The organism is Pseudomonas sp. FYR_5 (assembly GCF_043106315.1).
Lineage (GTDB): Bacteria > Pseudomonadota > Gammaproteobacteria > Pseudomonadales > Pseudomonadaceae > Aquipseudomonas > Aquipseudomonas putida_Y.
Map to the genome: position 1 here is coordinate 21561 of NZ_JBICMK010000131.1, position 22133 is coordinate 43693.

Annotated in this window: 14 protein-coding genes and 1 riboswitch; of the genes, 9 read left to right on the forward strand and 5 right to left on the reverse strand. The window is 60.3% G+C overall.

Translation table 11 applies throughout. The features are described 5' to 3' along the window. Nucleotides 1–55: 55 nt before the first annotated feature. The 3 genes from ACF8RA_RS25705 to ACF8RA_RS25715 all read right to left on the reverse strand — a co-directional run bounded on the left by ACF8RA_RS25705 (nt 56) and on the right by ACF8RA_RS25715 (nt 2461). Nucleotides 56–868, reverse strand: coding sequence for an aldo/keto reductase (locus tag ACF8RA_RS25705; protein ID WP_084850260.1), 813 nt, complete (start codon nt 866–868; stop codon nt 56–58). Then, complete coding sequence (locus tag ACF8RA_RS25710; RefSeq protein ID WP_176683115.1) at nt 865–2040, reverse strand: FAD-binding oxidoreductase; 1176 nt, start codon at nt 2038–2040, stop codon at nt 865–867. The genes ACF8RA_RS25705 and ACF8RA_RS25710 overlap by 4 nt, the downstream gene beginning before the upstream one ends. 88 nt (nt 2041–2128) lie before the next feature. Further along, nucleotides 2129–2461: a multidrug efflux SMR transporter gene (locus tag ACF8RA_RS25715; RefSeq protein ID WP_176683116.1), complete on the reverse strand. Its 333-nt coding sequence runs from the start codon at nt 2459–2461 to the stop codon at nt 2129–2131. Nucleotides 2462–2547: 86 nt separating this feature from the next. Between ACF8RA_RS25715 and ACF8RA_RS25720 the strand changes: the two genes are divergently transcribed. From ACF8RA_RS25720 to ACF8RA_RS25750, 7 genes are all read left to right on the forward strand, one after another. Next, on the forward strand, nt 2548–3438 hold the full coding sequence (locus tag ACF8RA_RS25720; RefSeq protein ID WP_003249460.1) for a LysR family transcriptional regulator: 891 nt from the start codon (nt 2548–2550) through the stop codon (nt 3436–3438). Between the two features lie 11 nt (nt 3439–3449). Continuing rightward, the gene (gene waaA, locus ACF8RA_RS25725; RefSeq protein WP_176683118.1) at nt 3450–4721 is read left to right on the forward strand and encodes a lipid IV(A) 3-deoxy-D-manno-octulosonic acid transferase; all 1272 of its coding nucleotides are present in this window, start codon (nt 3450–3452) and stop codon (nt 4719–4721) included. 238 nt (nt 4722–4959) lie between these two features. Beyond that, the gene (locus ACF8RA_RS25730; RefSeq protein ID WP_392519689.1) at nt 4960–7104 is read left to right on the forward strand and encodes a type I secretion system permease/ATPase; all 2145 of its coding nucleotides are present in this window, start codon (nt 4960–4962) and stop codon (nt 7102–7104) included. Then, on the forward strand, nt 7101–8519 hold the full coding sequence (locus ACF8RA_RS25735) for an HlyD family type I secretion periplasmic adaptor subunit (protein WP_392519690.1): 1419 nt from the start codon (nt 7101–7103) through the stop codon (nt 8517–8519). The genes ACF8RA_RS25730 and ACF8RA_RS25735 overlap by 4 nt, the downstream gene beginning before the upstream one ends. A 244-nt stretch (nt 8520–8763) precedes the next feature. Then, nucleotides 8764–9570 carry a hypothetical protein gene (locus tag ACF8RA_RS25740; protein WP_176683121.1) on the forward strand — a complete coding sequence of 269 codons (807 nt, stop codon included), beginning with the start codon at nt 8764–8766 and terminating at the stop codon, nt 9568–9570. 307 nt (nt 9571–9877) lie between these two features. After that, complete coding sequence (locus ACF8RA_RS25745) at nt 9878–10549, forward strand: hypothetical protein (RefSeq protein WP_392514157.1); 672 nt, start codon at nt 9878–9880, stop codon at nt 10547–10549. A 77-nt stretch (nt 10550–10626) separates the two neighbouring features. Further along, nucleotides 10627–15984 carry a S8 family serine peptidase gene (locus ACF8RA_RS25750; protein WP_392519691.1) on the forward strand — a complete coding sequence of 1786 codons (5358 nt, stop codon included), beginning with the start codon at nt 10627–10629 and terminating at the stop codon, nt 15982–15984. Nucleotides 15985–16112: 128 nt separating this feature from the next. Here ACF8RA_RS25750 and ACF8RA_RS25755 read toward each other — a convergent pair whose 3' ends face one another. Continuing rightward, entirely contained in the window at nt 16113–17546 is a 1434-nt protein-coding gene (locus ACF8RA_RS25755; protein ID WP_021783855.1) for a TolC family outer membrane protein, read from the reverse strand. A gap of 160 nt (nt 17547–17706) precedes the next feature. After that, nucleotides 17707–17813, forward strand: a riboswitch (TPP riboswitch). Between the two features lie 154 nt (nt 17814–17967). Here ACF8RA_RS25755 and thiC point away from each other — a divergent pair. Together thiC and cytX are read left to right on the forward strand one after the other, a co-directional pair. Beyond that, nucleotides 17968–19848 (forward strand): phosphomethylpyrimidine synthase ThiC, encoded by a 1881-nt coding sequence (gene thiC / locus ACF8RA_RS25760; protein ID WP_021783856.1) that lies wholly within the window; start codon nt 17968–17970, stop codon nt 19846–19848. Between the two features lie 144 nt (nt 19849–19992). Beyond that, nucleotides 19993–21276: a putative hydroxymethylpyrimidine transporter CytX gene (gene cytX, locus ACF8RA_RS25765; RefSeq protein WP_332730669.1), complete on the forward strand. Its 1284-nt coding sequence runs from the start codon at nt 19993–19995 to the stop codon at nt 21274–21276. On the opposite strand, the gene ACF8RA_RS25770 is transcribed toward cytX, so the two are convergent. Beyond that, complete coding sequence (locus ACF8RA_RS25770) at nt 21245–21991, reverse strand: RsiV family protein (RefSeq protein WP_176683123.1); 747 nt, start codon at nt 21989–21991, stop codon at nt 21245–21247. The genes cytX and ACF8RA_RS25770 overlap by 32 nt on opposite strands. Nucleotides 21992–22133 lie beyond the last annotated feature (142 nt).

Here is a 22133-nt window from a genome sequence, read left to right on the forward strand (position 1 = left end):
GCTCCTCCTTGCGTCGGGTCCGTCTCCAGGCCCTGAGTCGGAGGCCTGAGGTAACTCAATGCTGGCCCAGGATGCGGGCGACGGTGGCCACGTTGTGGGCCAGGTGCAACGGGTTGATGGTGCCGACAATAGCACTGCTGACGCCCGGGTGGGCGAACAGCAGCTCGAAGCTGGCCTGCACCGGGTCGACGCCCGGGGCCAGGCAGATGTGCCCGCTCGCCAAGGCCTTCTTTACCAGGATGGCCTTGCCGTGTTCGGCAGCGTAGTCCAGCACCGGGCGTTCTGCCTGTTCATTTAGGTTGTAGGTGACCATGGCGCAGTCGCCTTGCTCCAGCGCCTTCAGGCCGCCGGCGACGGTCTTGCCGGACAGCCCGAAACCGAGGATCTTGCCCTCCTGCTTGAGTTCGGCCAAGGTCTGGTAGACCTCCTGCTGTTCGAGGATGGCCAGGTCGTTGCCATCGGAATGCACCAGCACCAGTTCGATGCGGTCGGTTTCGAGCCGGCGCAGGCTGCGCTCCACCGAGCGGCGGGTGTGGGCGGCGCTGAAGTCAAAATGCGACAGGCCCTCCTCGAACTCTTCACCGACCTTGCTGACGATTACCCATTCATCACGTTGGCCGCGCAGCAGCGGGCCCAGGCGTTCTTCGCTGTGGCCATAGGCCGGGGCGGTGTCGATCAGGTTGATGCCAAGCTCGCGGGCCTGGGCCAGTAACAGGCGGGCGTCTTCATCGCCGGGGATCGTGAAGCCCGTGGGGTACTTCACGCCCTGATCGCGGCCCAGCTTGACCGTGCCGAGGCCCAGTGGCGAGACCTTGAGGCCGGTGCTGCCCAGCGGGCGATGGAATTCGTGCAGGGTTGGCAGGCTCATGGCAGCAGTTGCTCCCAGGCCGGTACGCCCAGCGGAGGGCGTGGCAGGTCGGTCAGGTCGGCCTGTGCTTGTGGACGAATGCCGTCGCGCTCCAGGTGGCTGATCACCCGGTCGCTGAAGTCCGGTGCCAGTGCCAGCTTGGTCGGCCAGCCCACCAGCAGACGCTGCTGGTCGGCAAGGAAGGCGTTGTCCGGGCGTACCAGGCCAGATTGTGCCGGCTCAGCGCGGTCGACGCGCAGTGTGGCCCAGCGCACCAGGCTCTGGTCGACCCATGGCAGCAGGCTGGCGATTTCCTTCTGCGCTGCAGCAATCTGCGCTGCAGGCTCGCGCGCCACGCCATCGGCTTCGGCCAGGTCCCCACCGAGGTACCAGACCCACTGGCCATCGGCTGCCGGATGGGTGGTCACCGTTACCCGCGGCTTGGGCCCGCCGCCGAGGCAGTGGGCGTACAAAGGTTTGAGGTTCGGGCCCTTGGCCATGACCATGTGCAGCGGGCGGGTTTGCATGGCCGGCTGATCCAGGCCCAGCGCCTGCAGCAAGCCTTCGGTGCCGGCTCCGGCGCTCAACACGATGCGCTGGGCACGGATTTCCCGGTCGTCCACACGCAGGCCGACCAACGCATCAGCTTCACGCAAGGGTTCGATGCGTTCACCTGCCAGCAAGGACTCGCCGGCCAGCTCGGCCAGGTTGGCCAGCAGGCTGGGGACATCGACCACCAGTTCCGCCAGGCGGTACACCTTGCCCTTGAACGCGCGGTCCTGCAGTGCCGGTGGCAACTGGTCACCCTTGACCTGGTCGACCCGACCGCGCACGGCTTTGCTGGCGAAGAAGCTTGTGAGGTTGCCGGCCAAGGTGCCCGGCGACCACAGGTAGTGGGCATCGGAGAGCAGGCGGGTACGCCCGAGGTCGAGTTCACCGTTGCCGGCCAAGGCCTCGCGCCAGCGGCGCGGCATGTCGGCGATGGCTTCCGAGGCGCCGGTCAGGGCGCCGTGCAGGGCGTATTTGGTGCCGCCATGGATGATGCCCTGCGACTTGATGGTCTGCTCGCCGCCAAGGCTGGCGCGCTCCACCAGTACTGTCGAGTAGCCCAGGCGGCGCAGGCGGGCATTGAGCCAGAGGCCTGCGACCCCGGCGCCGACGATCAGCACGTCAGTGGAAATGGCAGATGGCATGGCGGTACCTCGAAGACTGGGACAGCTGGCAAGTATACAGGCTATACCTGTGAGGGCCCTATCGTCGGCGAGCCCCGCACACGGGCTCTCAATGCCCAGCGGTCTTCGAAAACAGCTGAATCACCACCACGCCACCCACGATCATGGCCATGCCAAGCATCGCCGGCATATCCAGCTTCTGCCCATAGATCACCAGCGCCGCCACACTGATCAGCACAATCCCCAGCCCCGACCAGATGGCATAGGCAATCCCCACCGGAATGCTGCGTACCACCAGCGTCAGCATCCAGAACGCAATGCCATAGCCAACCACCATCAGCAGCAGTGGCAACGGCGTGCTCAGGCCTTTAACCGCCTTCATCGAGGCGGTAGCGACGACTTCGGCGCAGATGGCAATGGCGAGGTAGGTATAGGCATTCATGGCGGGATCCTCCGTTACTGAGCGGGCATTCTAGACGTTGCCTGGATGGGGTAAAGTCATTACCTATCAATTGGGGAGATAGGTTGATGGCCGAGCAATGGAACCTTGAACAATTGCGTACCTTTCTGCGCGTTGCAGAACTGCGCTCGTTCTCCGCGGTGGCACGTGAGCAGCACAAAGCCCAGTCGGCGATCAGCAGCGCCATCGCGCTGCTCGAAACAGACCTAGGGGTCACCCTGTTCGAGCGCAGCAGCGGCCGGCAACCGAAACTGACCGAAAACGGCAGCGCCTTGCTGGAAGACGCCCGCGAATTGTTACGCCAGTGCGAACGCCTGGATGGCCGCGCCCTGGCCCTGATGCGCGGGCAGGAGGCCTTGCTGCGGGTCGCTCAGGACGAAGCCATGCCATATCAGCCGGTGATCGACAGCCTTGACGAACTGGCTAGCCGCTACCCGTTCCTGGAGGTGCAACTGGCCAGCGGAGCCCAGGGCGATGTGGCGCGCAAGCTGGTGGAGCGCCGCGCCGATCTGGGCCTGTTTTTCCTCCACGAAAGCATCCCGGCTTCCTTGGAACGCCGTGCCTTGGGCAGCGTGGAGATGGTCACGGTGTGCGCGGTCGGCCACCCGCTGGCGGGCGAAGGCCGGGTTACCCGGCAACAATTGGCCCGCCACCGGCAGTTGCTGATCACGCCACAACAAAGCGGTTACCCCGGCGGCGAAGCGATCAGCCCGCAGGTCTGGCGTGCCGACAGCTTCTACGCCATGGCCGAACTACTGATGCGCGGCCTGGGCTGGGCCTGGTTACCCCGGCATGTGGTGCAGTACCCGACCTACCAGGCGCACATGGTCGAACTTGATAGCGACTGGCGGCCGCCGGCCTTGGTGGCAGAGCTGGCCTGGCGCCGCGATGAACCTCTGGGCCCGGCTGCGCAGTGGCTGGCCGAGCGCTTTGCAGTGCACCTTCGCGCGATCGGGTAGACTTAGCCGCCATGAACAGAACTCTCTATACCTTGCTGTTTCACCTGGGCCTGCCGCTGGTTGCGCTGCGCCTGTATCTGCGCGCGCGCAAGGCACCGGCCTACGGCCAGCGTATCGGCGAGCGCTTTGCTTTCAAGCTGCCGGCCATGCGCCAGGGTGGTATCTGGGTACACGCAGTATCGGTGGGCGAGAGCATTGCGGCCGCACCCATGGTGCGTGCCTTGCTAAAGGCTTACCCGGAGCTGCCGATCACACTGACCTGCATGACCCCTACCGGCTCCGAGCGCATTCGCGCCATGTTCGCCGACGAACCGCGCGTGCAGCATTGCTACCTGCCCTACGACCTGCCTTGGGCGGCGGGGCGTTTTCTCGATCATGTGCAGCCCAAGCTGGGCATCATCATGGAAACCGAGCTTTGGCCCAACCACATTCACCAGTGTGCCAGGCGCGGCATTCCGGTGGCGCTGGCCAATGCGCGCTTGTCTGAGCGCTCGGCCCGTGGCTATGGGCGCTTTGCCAGGCTGACCCGGCCGATGCTGGCCGAGATGAGCCTGATCGCCGTGCAGACCGAAACCGAGGCCCAGCGCTTCCGTGACCTGGGTGCACGCCCTGAGCGCGTGCAAGTCACCGGCTCGATCAAGTTCGACCTGACCATCGACGAACAGCTGCTGCCGCGCGCCAGGGCATTGCGTGAACAGTGGGGGGGCGGCCAGCGTCCTGTGTGGATCGCCGCCAGCACCCACGAAGGTGAAGATGCCTTGATCCTGCAGGCGCATCGGCAGTTGTTGCAGGTGCATGGCGATGCCTTGCTGATCCTGGTACCGCGCCATCCCGAGCGCTTCAATGCAGTGCATGCGCTGTGCAGCGAGCAGTTCACCACCGTGCGCCGCTCTGCCGGCACGCTGGTCGATGCGCAAACGCAGGTATTGCTGGGCGACACCATGGGCGAACTGCTGTTCCTGTATGCCCTGGCCGACATTGCCTTCGTCGGTGGCAGCCTGGTGCCGACCGGTGGGCACAATCCGTTGGAGCCTGCGGCGCTGGCCTTGCCGGTGCTCATGGGGCCGCACGTGTTCAACTTCCTCGAAATCAGCGCGATGCTGCGCGAGGCGGGTGCGTTGCAGCAGGTGGATGATGCTGACGGGCTGGCCGGCGCGGTGCGCCGTCTGGTGGAACTGCCGCAGGACGCCCAGCGCATGGGCGAGGCGGGCAAGGCGGTGATGCGGGCCAATCAGGGGGCTTTGCAGCGATTGCTCGAGGGTCTGGGGGCCTTGATCCGCTGATAACCGACATATCCACTCAAAGACCCGGTCTAGAGTGGGTATGTCTGATTCTGGTTATTTATTCCTACGGCGTAAGTTATAACTTCCTACACTGGATTTCTCGCCGTTAGGAAACTTCCTACGAATAGACTTTAAAAGTCAGAAGTGTCACACGCTTGCGTCGGAAGCTTGTAGGACGTTTGTCCTATTGCTTCGGGCTAGTATCGCCTCATGTCCGGTTTTCATAAGAGGTGGCGTGATGGCTGATTTATCTGATGGCAATGCCAACACTATTGAAAGTGGGCTGGTGTGTCTTATCACGCTGGCGCGTTACCATGGTGTTGCCGTCTCTGCCGAGCAGTTGCAGCACGATCATGCAGCAGCGGGTGAGCGGTTCTCTACCGGCACACTACTTCGGGCATTTCAGCAACTTGGCCTCAAGGCCAGACACCGCAGCGTCGATCCGGCCCGGCTGCAGCATACGCCTTTGCCCGCTATTGCAGTGGATACGCGTGGTGAGTACTTCATCATCGCGCGCGTGGAGGGCGAGCAGGTTCTGGTGCAGGACCCGCACTCCCGCGCGCCGCAAGCGCTGACCCTCGCGGAACTGGTGGTGCGCTGGTCGGGAGAACTCATTCTGGTTCGCTCCGATGCCCAGTTGCCCCTAGGGCTGTCGCGCTTCGACTTTACCTGGTTCATTCCTGCTCTGGTGAAGTACAGGCGGCTATTGGGCGAAGTGCTCGTGGTTTCCCTGGTCATTCAGATACTGGCTTTGCTGACGCCTTTGTTCTTTCAGGTGGTAATGGACAAAGTCCTGGTGCATCGCGGTTTGACCACGCTGGATGTTATCGCCTTGGGTTTATTGGTCGTCGTTCTGTTTGAAACATTGCTGAGTGGGTTGCGTACCTATGTGGCAGCTCATACAGCGTCAAGAATCGATGTCGAACTGGGTGCAAAACTGTTCAGGCATTTGATCGATCTTCCAACCGCCTATTTTCACGCCAGGCGAGTCGGTGACTCGGTTGCCCGAGTGCGAGAACTGGAGAACATCAGAAGTTTCCTGACCAACAACAGCATCACGCTAGTGCTGGATGTGCTGTTCTCGGTGGTCTTCATCGCTGTCATGTTCCTCTATAGCGGATGGTTGACGCTGGTCGTCGTTGGCTCGCTGCCTTTCTACTTTCTCGTATCCCTGGTCGTTACTCCGCTACTGCGGGCGTTGATTGATCAAAGCTTCCAACGCGGCGCCGAGAACCAGGCTTTTTTGGTCGAGGCGGTCAACGGCATCGACACACTGAAGTCGATGGCCGTGGAACCTCAGGTGACCCGGCGCTGGAATGATCAGTTGGCCGCTTATGTATCTGCCAGTTTCAAGACCCAGAACCTTTCCAGTCTGGCCAATGAAAGCGTCGGCCTGATCGGCAAGCTGGTCACGGTAGCCACCTTGTGGCTGGGGGCCCGGCTGGTCATCGAAGGCGCACTCACGGTGGGCGAGCTGATCGCCTTCAACATGCTCGCAGGGCGCGTGTCGCAGCCCATCATCCGCCTGGCCCAACTCTGGACCAGCTTCCAGCAGACAGGGGTATCGATTCAACGCCTGGGTGACATTCTCAACACCCGTACCGAGGTCAACCAAGGCAAGGGCACGGTGCTGCCCACACTTGTCGGGCAGATCGAACTCGATCGTGTGTGTTTTCGCTATCGGCCGGACGGGGGCGAAGTGGTGCGCGATGTCAGCCTGAAGATCGCCGCCGGAGAAGTGATAGGCGTTGTAGGTCGCTCGGGGTCAGGCAAGAGCACGCTGACACGCTTGATTCAGCGGCTGTACTCACCTGAGCGGGGGCGGGTATTGCTCGACGGTGCTGACCTGGCGGTAGCCGATGTGGCGTCACTGCGTCGGCAGATCGGCGTGGTGTTGCAGGACAACGTGCTTTTTCGGCGCACCGTGCGCGAGAACATTGCCCTCGGCAACCCAGCAGCACCGCTTGAAGAAGTGATCGCCGCAGCGACGCTGGCGGGTGCTCACGAGTTCATCCTCGAATTACCGGATGGCTACGAAACCCTGATTGGTGAGCACGGCGCCAGCCTGTCGGGTGGGCAGCGACAGCGCATAGCCATCGCCCGAGCGCTGTTCGGCAACCCACGCATCCTCATTTTCGACGAAGCCACCAGTGCGCTGGACTATGAGTCCGAACGGATCATCCAGCAGAACATGGCGCGGATTTGCGCGCAGCGCACGGTCATCATCATTGCCCATCGGCTTTCGGCAGTACGCCATGCCGACCGCATCGTGGTCATGGAGCGTGGGCAGATCATCGAGCAAGGGACTCATGATGAGCTGCTGGGTTATCCACAGGGCACCTATGCCTACCTGCATCAACTGCAGCTCGGGGCCGCCGTATGAGTGTGGCGTTCAAGGACCTTGCCGAGCGCTACCGGGATGCGTGGAGGACGGCATGGCGAAAGCGCCGGTGCATGGACGGCCCCGTACGTGAAGCCGACGAACTGGCCTTTTTACCTGCGGCACTGTCCTTGCAGGAAACGCCAGTGCATCCCTTGCCGCGCTACCTGCAGTGGAGCCTGCTGATGTTCATCGGGCTGGCGCTTGCCTGGGCTTGCATCGGTGAGATCGATGTCATCGCCAGTGCCGAAGGCAAGATCGTGCCCAGTGGCAGTAGCAAGTTGATACAGGCCAGCGAGGTCGCGGTGGTGCAGTCGATCCACGTCGTCGATGGCCAGCCGGTGCGCAAAGGCGATGTGCTGGTCGAACTGGAAGGGCAGTTGACCGAGGCTGATATCAAGCGCCTGGGCAGCGAACTGCTGGCTGCACAGATCGACCAGGCCCGCGCCAGCACACTGCTGAGTGCGCTGGACGGCGATGTGGCACCTGCCTCCCTGGCACCATTGATACCGCAGGCCACGGCCGCGCAGCAGGCAGGCGCGCAGCGCTGGCTGGAGGGGCAATACCTGGAGTTGCAGGCCACGCTGGAACAGGCCGATGCCGAAATCGGTCAACGCGCTGCCGAAATCCGTTCCGCCCAGGGCCGGGCTGACGCGCTCCGGCAACTGTTGGTGATCACCCGCCAACTGACGGCGGATTACAAGCTGTTGTTCAGCGAATCGGCCGTGGCCAAGCACACCTACCTGGAAAAGGAGCAGGCCCGCCTGGAGCAGGAACGCGAACTGGCACTCCAGCGCTCGCGCATCGACGAACTGAACGCTGCACGGCTTGCTGCTCAGCACCGCCGTAGCGGTGCCATTGCCCAACTGCGCAGAGCCATGCTCGACCTTCACGGTGAGGCGCAACGGCGCATTGCAACCCTTGAGCAGGAGTTGAACAAGGCCGAGCAGCGGCATCGCCTCAAGGTACTGACATCCCCCGTTGACGGCACCGTCCAGCAGTTGGCGATCCATACACAGGGCGGGGTGGTTACACCCGCGCAGACACTGATGGTCATTGTGCCGACGGGCGAGCCGGTGGAAGTGGAAGTGAAAGTCGAGAACAAAGATATCGGCTTTGTTTTTCCGGGTCAGCACGTGGAAGTGAAGATCGAGACATTCACCTTTACTAGGTATGGCGTTGTACCGGGGGTGGTGGAGAGTATTTCCGATGATGCCATTGAGGATGACCGGCACGGTCTTTTGTATAGCGCTCGAATCAAGTTGGCCAAGGAAGCTTTGCGCGTAGGGGATAATGACTTGCCGTTGACGGCAGGCATGGCTGTGCGTGCAGAAGTGATTGTGGATAGGCGCAGGGTTATCAGTTTCTTCTTGAGTCCCCTGCAGCGGCATGCAAAGGAAAGTCTGAAGGAGCGATGAATGAAATATAAAAATGCGTGCATTGTATATAGAGCGGCTTGGAGCTTAATGCGGATCTGTAGTGCCAATAATATTGGCTGGCATGGCGAGTTGCTGTGCTGTCGGTCTCGGTGGTTCAGATGCGTTTGGGGCTGGGAGCAGCATTTCCGTGTTGTGCGAAAGAAATTTTGGAGAAGTTCATGCATTGTCTGAAGCGAAGTTTGCTTAGTGGCTGATATGGGCAGACTGGCTCTAGGGAGGGGTGATGATTGGTTGCAGGTATATCTTTCTCTTTGTGAAGGTGCTGTTCGGAAAGCTAATTGCGCTGTGTAGAAGATTTGGTTTGGTGCTGTGGGGTTTTAGCAAATTGTTGTTGTTGCTAAGTGTGGCGTGGTTGTTGGTCGCCATTGTTGTTACCCCGACTTGGGCGCCGAAGAAGCTGACGACCCCTAATCCAATGGTGTGTGGAAAGGTCTCGGGTGTTGTTTATGAGCTCCCTAGGAAGTATGTGATCTATTGGTCTGGGGATGAGGGCAAGAGTTCTTGGGAGCCGGTATTTATAAATATCAAAAAAGGCTGTGGTGCAAACTTGGCGTCACTCTATATGGCAATGAGTTGGCCGGAGATGCAGCCCGTCTCTTACGGTGAGGCGACGTCTTTTCGCTTTGATGGGATATCGGTCGCAATTGGGCCTTGGCTGCATGGGGAAGCAGGGTTGAGAAAACAGCTCCAGCATTATCTTCGTGAAACACCCGCGGCTCTAGTTAAGGCTAGCAAGCTGAACGAAGATCTCGGCCTGAATTTTCTCGAGGGTGTTGATAGTGAATTTCCTAATCGGCGCAAGGGCTTTTTCTGGCTGGAGGCCAAGGGACGCATGCAATACATCGGTTATTGCAACTGGGTGGAACCCAAGGCCAATTACTCGCGTTGCTATTTGAAGTTTTTGATACCCGGAGGGGATGCAATTGTTAATGTGGAATTTTTATGGGAGAGGCTTGGGGAGTGGCATAACATTGCTTTGGCAGTGGGTGAGTTTTTCATGAATGCTGCGAGGTATCGGGTCGATAAATAATCAGGATGGAAATGTCCGATGTGGAAGAGGCGCGTCAGGCTTAGCGTGATAAGAGGGCAGGCTCTTGTGAGTGTTGATTTTTTGCGGGGTGAGTTGAGGTGTGTGGTTAATAGAATTGAAGAATTGCAAGGCGAGGTGTAAGGCAAGGAGAAGGGAAATGATCAAAGTTAGATTCTGCCCTCTTTTGGTTGCATGTCCGAGAAAGCTGAAGGAGCGCTAAGTCATTATGAGAAAAATACCATGTTTGTTTTTCCTATGGGCTTGGAATTTTTTGAGGCTTTGCTCCGCTGTACTCTTGTTGACTCCCGTGCTGGTGATGATAGTTGTGGCTTGGAAAAGCGAACCTTGGAAGCCAGGGGAGGTAACGTTTGATCCTTTCGTGTGCGGCAGAATTTCAGGGGAAGTGTACAAGTTCTCTAGGTTGTACTTTCCATTTTGGCCAGAATATGAGGGAAAAAGCTCTTTTGATCCTGGCTTTATTTATAACAAAAAAGGCTGTGACGCAAACCTGGTATCTGTATTTTTGTCAATGACCTGGCCAGAGCTCGAGCCGGCGGATGACAGTCTAGTGTTCCGGCAGGGCTTGGAGCATGAGGGGCTGTTGGTCGCAGTGGGCCCGATAACTGCAAGAGAGGGGGATTTACGGCGTCAACTCGATTTTCTTTTGCGGAAAAGCCCAGCAGAAACAATAACGCTTGCTGAGTACGATGAGTCAAGCAGCCTCTATCGTGTAGAGGCGCGTGACACGATTTTTGAAAATCACAAGAAGCTTATCTATTGGCAGGGTGAGCTCGATGACTTGGCTGCTGTGGGGTATTGCAGCTGGCGCCCGAAAGTGCCGAATTACTATTCGTGCGGAATGACATTTGTAGTGTTTGGAGACGTACTCGTCAAGGTGATAATGCGCCCTGATAAGTTAGTGCGGTGGTTGGAAGTGAGGCGCTCAGTGGTCGATTTTTTAATCAATAGCAGAAGATGAGGTGGCAAATGTCGGGGTTGACAAAAGAAGATATAGCGGTTGCGCGTAAAATTTTTGAGTCCAAAGGTGTTGGGGATATGTATGACTATATGGCTATGAAGGGGGATCGATATGCCGTGCTTGCCAATGGCGTTGCTAAAGGCAACTCCATAGCAGGGTTGGCTGCTATAAATTTCATGAAACGAACTGAGGCAGATGCCGGGCGCCCCATGAGCGAGGCAGATGTTGAAGAAGTAAGATTGGAAATGGGGAAAGCTTATTTGGAGCTTCAAGAGCGCAGGGTGATGGATGGTACGTTAGATGGTGATCCAAATCATATGGAGGTTTGGGATTTCCATAGTGACGTATTTAAAAGCTTGGGTAGGTCGAAAGATGCCTGGACTTTGAACTCTGTGTTTGAGTTAACCGATCCGGAGTATCGCGAGTCATATTGGAAAAAGGTACTGGATGCGGCGGGAAGCCCGGGTAGTGAGTTTTGGTTGTCCATTCAGACTGATAGTAGAATGGCTAATAGCACTGTAGTGGCTCCGGATGATATGCGTGGCATGGCCAAGTACTGGAAATCTCGTATTGATTCGCCGACCGCCATTGCATCTTTTCTTTATTCAATAGGAGAAGTTGCGGGAAATGGCTTGGCCAGTGTGATCTCCGAACTCGTAGATTCTGAGAATCCAGGGGCTATAGATCCATCCTTGAACATCGAAATCACCCCCACAACCGAATCCCGCCGCGACCTCCAAGGCCAGGACGATATCCGCAATGACGTCTCCAACGGCTACGTCGATCGTCGCCTGACCCACAGTATCGCATTCACCGACAGCACCCTCGACAACACCGACTTCACCTCCGCTCAGTTGGGCAGTTTGGCCACCGGTGGTGTTCGCCCCGGCGAGCTCCAGATCGACCCCAACGTGCGACCCAATCAGCACCTGGCTCAGTTCTATCGTGATGGCAATGAACAACCGGATTTCAGCCTGCGCAATGCCGTGGTACTCAACGGGTTGGCAGCAATGACTACGGTGAACACGTTTGTCGACCCGCTCTTGCTCGACCTCAGCGGCAAGGGCGTTGGTCTGACGGGTATCGAGGAAGGCGTACTGTTCGATATCGATAACAGTGGTTCACTGCGCCGCACCGGCTGGGCAGACCGGCTGACCGGCATGCTGGTGCATGACAACGGTACCGGCCAGGTGAGCAACGTCAGCCAGCTGTTCTCCGAATACTACGGCGGCAAGGCAGGCAGCGATGGCAGCTCTGGTGAAACGCCGTTCAAGGATGGCTTCGCCGCCCTGGCAAGTGTTGACGCCAACGCCGATGGCGTCATCAATGTTGAAGACGCCGTCTGGGCGCAATTGAAGGTGTGGGTCGATGGCAACCACGACGGGCGTGCCGATGCCGGTGAGCTGAGGGCATTGCAGGAGCATGGCATTAGCCAGATCAAGCTCGGCCAGGTCGAGCCGGTAGGAGAGGTGCGTCAGGGTAACGAGGTCATTTCCCGAGGCGCTTTCACTGTTAATGGTGAGGACCGGGAAGTACTGGCGGTGAGGTTTCTCGCCGATACCGTCGGTAATCGGATCGAGGCCCAGGAGGGTGGCACTCTACTGACTTCGTCAAGCGGGCCCACTTCCCGAAGGGCCTACATCAGCCAGAGTGCTCAAGGCAGCACGCTGGACGCCGCAGCGCTCGGCGTACAGACGCTGTACGGCAGCGCGGGCGATGATGTCTTGACCGCGGCCCCAGAGGGCAGTTGGCTGGTTGGTGGCGGTGGCAGCAACACCTATCACGGCGGGGCGGGCGACGATGTATTCGTGATCAGTGCCAGCGACGATTGGGCGAACATGCAGGGCAATGGTGGGCGCGACACGGCACTGATCGTGGGGGAGCATGGCGTTGGGCTGAACATGGCCAAGGCCGGGCTGACCATTGCGCAAGGCGGGCGGGGTAAGGACATCATCGCCAGCGGCGGTCAACGCGGAGTTTTCATCAAGGGCGGCTCGGGCGACAGCTTGCTGATTGGCGGTGGCGGCAACGATGTGCTGGTTGGCGGTACGGGCCGTAACGACATCATTGGTGGTACCGGCAAGTCGGTGATCTATGCGGGCCCCAAGGGGGATCGCATCCGGGCCTCGGCGGGCGGAAGTATCATTTACGCCGGTGGTGGCGCTGATCAGATTACGGGCGGTGCTGCCGATGACGTGATCGAGGCCGGACGCGGCGATGCCACGATCGACGGAGGCGCGGGCACCAACCTGGTCAGTTTGCATGGTGCTCACGACGAGTACCTGATCACACGTACCGAATCGGGCCACCTGATCACCGACACCGTGGCGGGACGAGATGGCCGTCTGAGTTTGAGCAACATCCAGAAACTCAGCTTCGCCGACATTGCTGCCGTCGATCTTCTCGGCGGGGGCGCCATGCCAATCGGCGACAGGCTCTCGCCTGAGCAACTGGCTACATTCGCCACCACTGATACGGCGCTAATAGTCCCTGCAACGGCGCTGCTGGGCAATGATCAGCCACTTGGCAGCAGCGGGCCATTGCGCATCGCCTCAGTCAGCGCTGGCAAGGGTGCAACAGTGCGGCTGAACGAGCAGGGTGATGTGGAGGTCACGCCGTTACCAGGCCATGACGGTGATGTCAGTTTCCGCTACGACTTGGTCGATGCTGCCGGCAACGCGTCCATGAGTGTGACCGAGGTGGGCAGTGCTGCATCAGCACCCTTGCGGGCAACGGTAACGTTGCGCCATGAACAATCCCCCGCTGACCCGCTGTCGGGGCGGCAGTGGTATCTGGACGAGATCAATGTCGCGCCGGTATGGCGTGACTTCACGGGCAAGGGGGTGAGGATAGGGCAGTTCGAGCCGGGAGGGGAGTTTGCCGTGGCGCCGGAAATCTTCGACATCGGGCACCCCGATCTCAAGCCGAATATCGATCCCATCTGGCTGCAAACCCAACGCACCAATGGCACGCTGCCCGCTCTGGCGTCCAATCATGCCACTCAAGTGGCTGGGGTCATGGTTGGCGCGCGCAATAATGATCAAGGAGGGATCGGCATCGCATATGAGGCGAAGATCGGCGGGCACTACCTGGCCAACAAAGGCGATGACCTGACCAATCTGGGGCAAATGGTCAACTACGACATAGCCAACAACAGTTGGGGTTTCAAAACGGACTTCGGGCTCACAAATGTTCCAGAAGGAAAAGTCGATACTGCTCTGGCGCTGGCATTCAGCACTACGCTTGCCGCCACCAACGGCCGTGGCGGGCTAGGCACCATCGTCGTTGCCTCTGGTGGCAACCAGCGCCATAAAGGCGGTAATGCACAGGGCTCGCTGACCAACAACAACCGCCACGCCATTGAAGTGGCGGCCATCAATGCAAAGGCAGACCTCTCGGTGCTGCAAGCTGCCACGGCACCCTTTTCCAATCCAGGTTCCAGCTTGCTGGTCGCTGCACCGGGGAGCCATGTTTTATCCAGTGGCGTCAGCCTTGAAGCGGAGCGCGGTGCGTCGGTCGGCAGCGCCTACAGCACGACTCAGGGCACCAGCTTCGCCGCGCCGATCGTCTCAGGCGTGGTGGCGTTGATGTTGCAGGCCAACCCGGGGTTGGGTTACCGGGATGTTCAGCAGATCCTCGCACTGTCTGCGCGCAAAGTGGATGACGCATCAACCCAATGGGCTTACAACGCAGGGCGCAATTGGAATGGCGGTGGCATGCACGCCAGCCACGACTATGGCTTTGGCATGATCGACGCCCGCGCCGCGGTGCGCCTTGCCGAGTCCTGGGGGAGCCGGGCGACCAAGGCCAATGAACGGCTGCTGACAGCCAGCAGTGAACCAGTGGCTCAACAGGTTGCGGCGGGGCAGGTTGCGACTTTGTCTTTGACCCTGCCGGCTGATTTGCTGGTGGAGCATGTGGAGGTCGATGTCCACTCGATGGTCGGCCGCCTTGGCGACATGACGCTCACGCTGGTGTCGCCTGGCGGCACGCGCAGCGTACTGCTCGATCGCACAGGCAAGGCGCCGGGCTCGGGTGATGACGATCTGGGCGATTCGCGTTCAGGGGCGTTCAAATATGGGTTCATGTCGACCCATCATCGCGCAGAGCGCTCGGCTGGGGAGTGGAAGCTTGAGGTGCGTAATGCTGTTGCTGGCTTACCGCTAACGCTTGATCGCTGGACGCTGCGCCTCGTCGGCAGCCCCGGCACCACCGATGATGTCTATTACTTCACCGACGACTACGCGAACCTGGTGGCAGAAAACCCAGGGCGCGCGAAGCTTGACGATGCCATCAGCGGCACCGCTGGCGGGCGCAATACGTTGAACGCGGCTGCAGTAAGTCGCAGTATCTCGGTGGATCTGGCCAGCGGCAGCGCCAGTATTGCCGGTGCGGCGCTCACCATAGCCCCTGGTTCGGTGCAAAACCTTATCAGTGGTGATGGCGACGATACCTTGATTGCCGGGACCGCCGGGGCATTACTGGATGGTGGCCGTGGGTACAATCTCCTCAAGGGGGGTGAGGGTACCGACCGCTTTGTCATCCACAGGCGTGCAGGCGGTAATGATGTACTCAAGCAGTTCGAGACTTCGCGTGAGGTGATCGACCTGGTCGGCTTTGGTGGTTCAGGGTTTGCTGACTTGCAGATGCAACAGGACGGCAATTCGACTGTGCTCGACCTTGGCAGTGGGCAGAAGCTGACGCTTGCGGACACTACGATTGCCGAACTGCGGTCAGCGAACTTCCGTTTCCTTGACGCTTTCACCGCTGCACCAGGTTATTTCGAGGGCAGCCCTGAAGAGCAGACGACCCCGCCTGTCAGCGCGAATGTTCTGCTTACCGGTGGTGCAGGTGGCGTGTCGCTTGCCAGTGACGCCTCCGGGCAGTTGGTGGCTTCGTTGGCAGGCACGATATATTCCCCGCCGACGGTTGCGCCCAGCGTGTTTCTGGTGACAAAACAAGAAGGTGTGAGCGATTACAAGAACACCCTTCGGGGGTTCCGACACGGTATCGACAAGATTGACCTGACCCAGGTAGGCATCAGTCGCTTCGAGGATCTGCACGTCAGCAAAGTCCAGCGCTTCAAACTCAATGACTTTGCGCAGATCCACGGTGTAGCCGTTGATACCCAGGCAGTGCCGGGGCAGGAAGGTATTGTGAAGATGCTGTACCTGGATGCGCTCGAAGTTGCGCAGGTGACAGCGGAGGACTTTATCTTTGCGCAGCCGGCAATGGTCACATCTGAAGCGGTTGCCGTGCCAGAGGTTTCAGCCCTTTCCGCAGGGGCGTCGCTGTTTGCTGTCGAGCACTCGCTACCGAACCTGGGGAATCTTGTTGATGCAATGGCTGCGTTCGCCCCTGAACCTGCGGGGCCTGCGCTAATTGGTGATATGTCGGTTCAACGCATCGACTCGACGATTGCCGTAGCCGCCTAGGCGTTGTCGTTCAGGGCTGGAGATTTTGGAGGCCTATCTCCAGCGAGCCAGCTCCCACAGGTGCATCATGCCTTCAGGCCTGGCACCGTGTGGGAGCGGGCAAGCCCGCGAAGAGTCCAGCCCCTATCTCAAGGCCTGCGCTCGAAGTTCTTGGCCGCTGCTGCCGCCAGGTCCGGCGGCAGGAAGTCCTTGTCCGGGTTGTAGTCAGGTTTCAGGTAGCGCTTCAGGTCCTGCAGGTCTTGCGGGCTCAGGGTGCCGGCTGCCTGCTTCAGGCTCAGGTTGTCGAGGATGTAGTCGTAACGGCTATTGTTGTAGTCGCGCACCGAGGTGTACAGCTGGCGCTGGGCATCAAGCACGTCGACGATGTTGCGGGTACCGACCTGGTAGCCGATTTCGGTGGCTTCCAGCGCGCTCTGGTTGGAAATGATCGACTGCTTGCGCGCCTGCACCTGTTCCACATCGGTGTTCACTGCGCGGTGCAGGTTGCGGGTGTTTTCCACGACCTGGCGGCGCAGGCTTTCACGCTGTTGCTCGCTCTGGCTCAGGCGCTGGTAAGCCTCGCGTACCTGCGAGCTGGTCAGGCCGCCGCTGTAGATCGGTATGTTCAGTTGCAGGCCAACGCTGGTCTGCTCGACATCGCCGCTGTAGCGCACCCCCAGTTGCGATGGGTTGGTGAAGCCAAGGCTATCGTTGTCACCCTTCTGGTACTTGGCCACGGCATCCAGGGTCGGTGCATGCCCGGCCTTGCGCTGACGCAGGGTTTCTTCTGCGGCAGAAACCGCGTAGTTGGTGGCCAGCAGGTTGAGGTTCTGGCGCCCGGCGGTTTCGACCCAGGCCTTGGCATCGTTGGGCGTTGGCACTTGTACCGGCAGGCTATGCACCACGCCCTGGATAGAGGTGTACTCACGGTTGGTCAGGGTCACCAAGGCCTCGAAGGCATCCTGCACCTGGCGTTCGGCGATGATCCGGTTGGCGCGTGCAGTGTCATAACTGGCTTGGGATTGCAGCACGTCGGTCTTGTCCGAAAGGCCCACGTCGAAACGCTCGTTGGACTGATCCAACTGGCGCTTGAAGGCAGCTTCTTCTGCCTTGGTGGCGGCCAGGTTGTCCTGGGCACGGAGGACGGCGAAGTAGTTTTGCGCGGTTTGCAGGATCAGGTTTTGCTCGGTCGCCGACAGCTCCAGGGCTGCCTGTTCGTTGACTGCTTCGGCGGCTTGCAGCTGGAACCAGCGATCTGCGCGGAAGATCGGTTGAGCCAGGGTCGCGCTCCAGGAGTTGCCGCTGCGATTGGACGTCATGGACGGCTCGTCCAGCTTGGTGCGGGTGTTCATCATCTCGGCACCGGCCGACAGGTTTGGCAGCAACCCGGCGCGGGCCTGCGGCACCACTTCGCGGCGCGCACCGTAATCGGCGCGTGCGGCAGCCAGGTCGGCGTTGTTGTCCACTGCCTCCTGGTAGACGCTGACCAGATCGGTCTTGACTGTCGAGGGCACGTCCGCTGCCCAGACCACTCCGTTGGACGCACAAGACACGGCTATCGCCAGTGAGAGTTTGCGCAGCATAGAGGCAATCCTTGTACGAAATTTAATTACTGAACTGTTGAGTATCGAGCGATGGGCCAGTGTAGTGCCATGCGCACCCGGCAACAATCGCTCGGTGTGCCTTTCATCATCCGCGCATTTACCTGCTTGGCTTTGCTGACCACTCCAGTCTAGACTGCGCATGTTCTTGTCGGGGTGCCTTGAAGCAAAGGCTGAGATCGCAGAGGTGCGGATCCCGTTGAACCTGATCAGGTTAGCGCCTGCGTAGGGAACAAGATTGCTCACCTTCCCGGGGAGCCTCTTGTGCCAGGTCCGGGATTGTCACAGCTGCATACAGCTTCAGGCACCCCCATATCCGGCACTGCACCCAAAGAGGGTGCGTCCGCGCGTTTCAGGTTCACCCCGACATTCCACTGCTAGGAAGCCGTCAGGAGAGCCTGTGATGACCAAACAAGAAAAAACGATCAACCTCAGCGAATCGGCACAAGTCGATCAGCAGTCCGTACAACCGTTCCCGCGTTCGCGCAAAGTGTATGTCGAAGGCTCGCGCCCGGACATCCGCGTCCCCATGCGTGAAATCAGCCTGGATGACACTCCGACCGATTTCGGCGGCGAGGCCAACGCCCCGGTGCTGGTGTATGACACGTCTGGCCCGTACACCGACCCCGACGTGATCATCGACGTGCGCAAAGGCCTGGCCGATGTGCGTTCGGCGTGGATCGAAGCCCGCGGTGACACCGAGCGCCTGGAAGGTCTGAGCTCCGACTTCGGCCAGCAGCGCTTGAACGATGCAGAGCTGGCCAAGCTGCGTTTCGCCCATGTGCGCAACCCGCGCCGGGCCAAGGCCGGCGCCAACGTCTCGCAGATGCACTATGCCCGTCAGGGCATCATCACCGCCGAAATGGAATACGTGGCCATCCGCGAAAACATGAAGCTACAGGAGGCCCGCGCCGCCGGCCTGCTGAATGAGCAACATGCCGGCCACAGCTTCGGTGCCAACATCCCGAAAGAAATCACCCCGGAATTCGTTCGCCAGGAAATCGCCCGTGGCCGCGCGATCATTCCGGCCAACATCAACCACCCGGAAGTCGAGCCGATGATCATCGGCCGCAACTTCCTGGTGAAGATCAACGGCAACATCGGCAACAGCGCCCTGGGATCCTCGATCGAGGAAGAGGTGGCCAAGCTGACCTGGGGCATCCGCTGGGGCTCGGACACGGTCATGGACCTGTCCACCGGCAAGCACATCCACGAAACCCGCGAGTGGATCATTCGCAACTCGCCGGTGCCGATCGGTACCGTGCCGATCTACCAGGCCCTGGAAAAGGTCAACGGTGTGGCAGAGGACCTGACCTGGGAACTGTTCCGCGACACCCTGATCGAGCAGGCCGAACAGGGCGTGGACTACTTCACCATTCACGCCGGTGTGCTGCTGCGCTATGTACCCCTGACCGCCAAGCGCGTCACCGGCATCGTCAGCCGTGGTGGCTCGATCATGGCCAAGTGGTGCCTGGCGCACCACAAGGAAAACTTCCTGTACACCCACTTCGACGAAATCTGCGAAATCATGAAGGCCTACGACGTCAGCTTCTCGCTGGGCGACGGCCTGCGCCCTGGCTCGATTGCCGACGCCAACGACGCCGCGCAATTCGGTGAGCTTGAAACCCTCGGCGAGCTGACCAAGATTGCCTGGAAGCACGACGTGCAATGCATGATCGAAGGCCCCGGCCACGTGCCGATGCAGTTGATCAAAGAGAACATGGACAAGCAGCTGGAGTGCTGCGACGAGGCGCCGTTCTACACCCTCGGCCCACTGACCACCGACATCGCGCCGGGTTACGACCACATCACCTCGGGCATTGGTGCGGCGATGATCGGCTGGTTCGGTTGCGCCATGCTCTGCTACGTTACGCCGAAAGAGCACCTGGGCCTGCCGAACAAGGACGACGTCAAGACCGGCATCATCACCTACAAGATCGCCGCGCATGCCGCCGACCTTGCCAAGGGCCACCCGGGTGCACAGATCCGCGACAACGCCCTGTCCAAGGCGCGTTTCGAGTTCCGTTGGGAAGACCAGTTCAACCTGGGCCTCGACCCGGACACCGCCCGTGCTTTCCACGACGAGACCCTGCCCAAGGAATCGGCCAAGGTCGCGCACTTCTGCTCGATGTGCGGGCCGAAGTTCTGCTCGATGAAGATCACCCAGGAAGTGCGTGAGTACGCTGCCAAGATCGAGGCCGTGGATGTGACGGTCGAGCAAGGCATGCGTGAGCAGGCCGAGCGGTTCCGCCAGGAAGGCAGCCAGCTGTACCACAAAGTCTAAACCGCAGCACCTTACCCTGTGGGAGTGGGCTTGCCCGCGAAGCAAGCACTGCGGTGCATGGCACCGGCTTTGCCGGTGTTCGCGGGCAAGCCCGCTCCCACAGGGTGGTGCATGCCACTCACCATCATTCCTGCGGACATGACAATGACATCACCCAGCCAGTTCTCTCCCGACCATCCAATCCCCATCCAGCAGCGCATCTTCGGTGCTCGCGACCTGTTCTCACTGTGGTTTTCCCTCGGCATCGGCCTGATGGTGCTGCAAGTCGGTGCCATGCTGGCGCCAGGTCTGGGCCTTGCTGGCGCGGTGCTGGCCATCGCCCTGGGCACCGGTGTCGGTGTGCTGTTGCTGGGTGCGGCGGGGGTTATCGGCAGTGACACCGGGCTGTCCGCCATGGGTACCCTGAAACTCAGCCTGGGCAGCCATGGCGCGCGCTTGCCGGCGCTGCTCAACTTGCTGCAACTGGTGGGTTGGGGCGCTTTCGAGATCATCGTCATGCGCGATGCTGCCAGCTTGCTGGGTGCACGGGCGTTCGGTGAGGAAAGTGCCTGGAACAGCCCCATGCTCTGGACCCTGTGCTTCGGTGCCCTGGCCACCCTGCTGGCTGTCAGCGGGCCACTGGCCTTCGTGCGCAAGGTGCTGCGCGCCTGGGGCATCTGGTTGTTGCTGGGCGCCTGCCTCTGGCTGACCTGGAACCTGTTCGCCAAGGCCGACCTGGCGGAGCTGTGGAACCGTGCCGGGGATGGTTCGATGTCGCTGGCGGTTGGCTTCGATATCGTCATCGCCATGCCGCTGTCCTGGCTGCCGCTGATCGCGGACTACTCGCGTTTTGCCCGCAATGGCAAGCATGTGTTCGGCGGTACGGTAGTTGGCTATTTCATCGGCAACACCTGGCTGATGAGCCTGGGCGTGGCCTACACGCTGGCGTTCGCCGCCAGTGGCGAAGTCAATGCGCTGTTGCTGGCCCTGGCGGGCGCCGGCATGGGGATCCCGCTGCTGCTAATTCTGCTGGACGAGTCGGAAAAGGCCTTCGCCGACATTCACTCGGCAGCGGTTTCCACCGGTGTGCTGCTACCGCTGAAGGTCGAGCACCTGGCGTTGGCCATCGGCGTGTTGTGCACCCTGATCGCCCTGTTGGCGCCACTGGCACAGTACGAAAACTTCCTGTTGCTGATTGGCTCGGTGTTCGCACCGCTGTTCGGTGTGGTGCTGATGGACCACTACGTGGTCCGTCGACGCCGTTTGCCAGCCCAGGTCAATGGCTTGCACTGGCAGGCGTTGGTGGCCTGGTTTGCCGGGGCGGTAGCCTATCACCTGATTGCCGCCAAGGCGCCGGAACTGGGCGCGACCCTGCCCGCATTGCTGCTGGCAGGTGTGCTGCATGGGTTACTGAGCCTCAGCCGCGGCCGGGAAACAGTTCAGGCTTGAGTACGCCATTCAGGCGCGGGTAGGGGATCTTCAGTTCCACGTGGCCCATGGAATAGGGCGCGATGGCATAGACCTCGTACTTGACCACTACCGCGCCGTACGTCAGGGCGACGTGCGGCGATTTCTTGAACGGCCAGGTCTTGACGAACTCGGCATCCTTGTCCATACCCACGCTCATCAGCCAGGCACGGTGCGATTCTTCGACGGTTTTCCAGAAGGTGTCTTCCTGGCCGGGCACCAGCATGTCCTGCAGGGTCAGCACCTTGTCCAGCTTGCGTGAATAGTTGATGAAGCCGCGCCCGGGCATGCCGTGGGCGCCACCGCTGTCCAGGTAGCTGGACAACTCGATGATCACCAGCCCGTCATGCTGCTCGCGTACCTTGGCTTGCAAGTAGCTGCTGTTACGTTTGTCGGCACTGGCCAGATATTGCTGTTCGTAGGCCTGCAGGGTGCCTGGTGCGGTGCCATGCTGATTGTCTTCGGTCAGTTGCAGCAGGCGTTTTTCGACGATGCCGTCGAGCTTGGGCAGCGCCGGGAAGTGGATCATGTCGATGTTCACCAGCGGGCAGTCGCTCTCGCTGCAGCCGGGTTTGACATGCTCCCAGGCGTCGCGCTTGACCTCGAGCGGGGCCCGGTAGTTGGGCGTGAACAGGCTCTGGCAGGCGCCCAGAGCGAGTGCCAGCACGGCCACGGAAGTCAGTTTGACAAGTGTCATGATGATCCTTGCAGAACAGGGAAAAGTCGGCCTTTGACCGTCTGCGCGGCCTTCAGTTCGCCACTAAGCTAACAGAGTGAAGGGCTGCTGTCCCGAGTGCGCCAGCGGTTGCTGGAAAGGGATGAAACCAACAGGCGTGCGG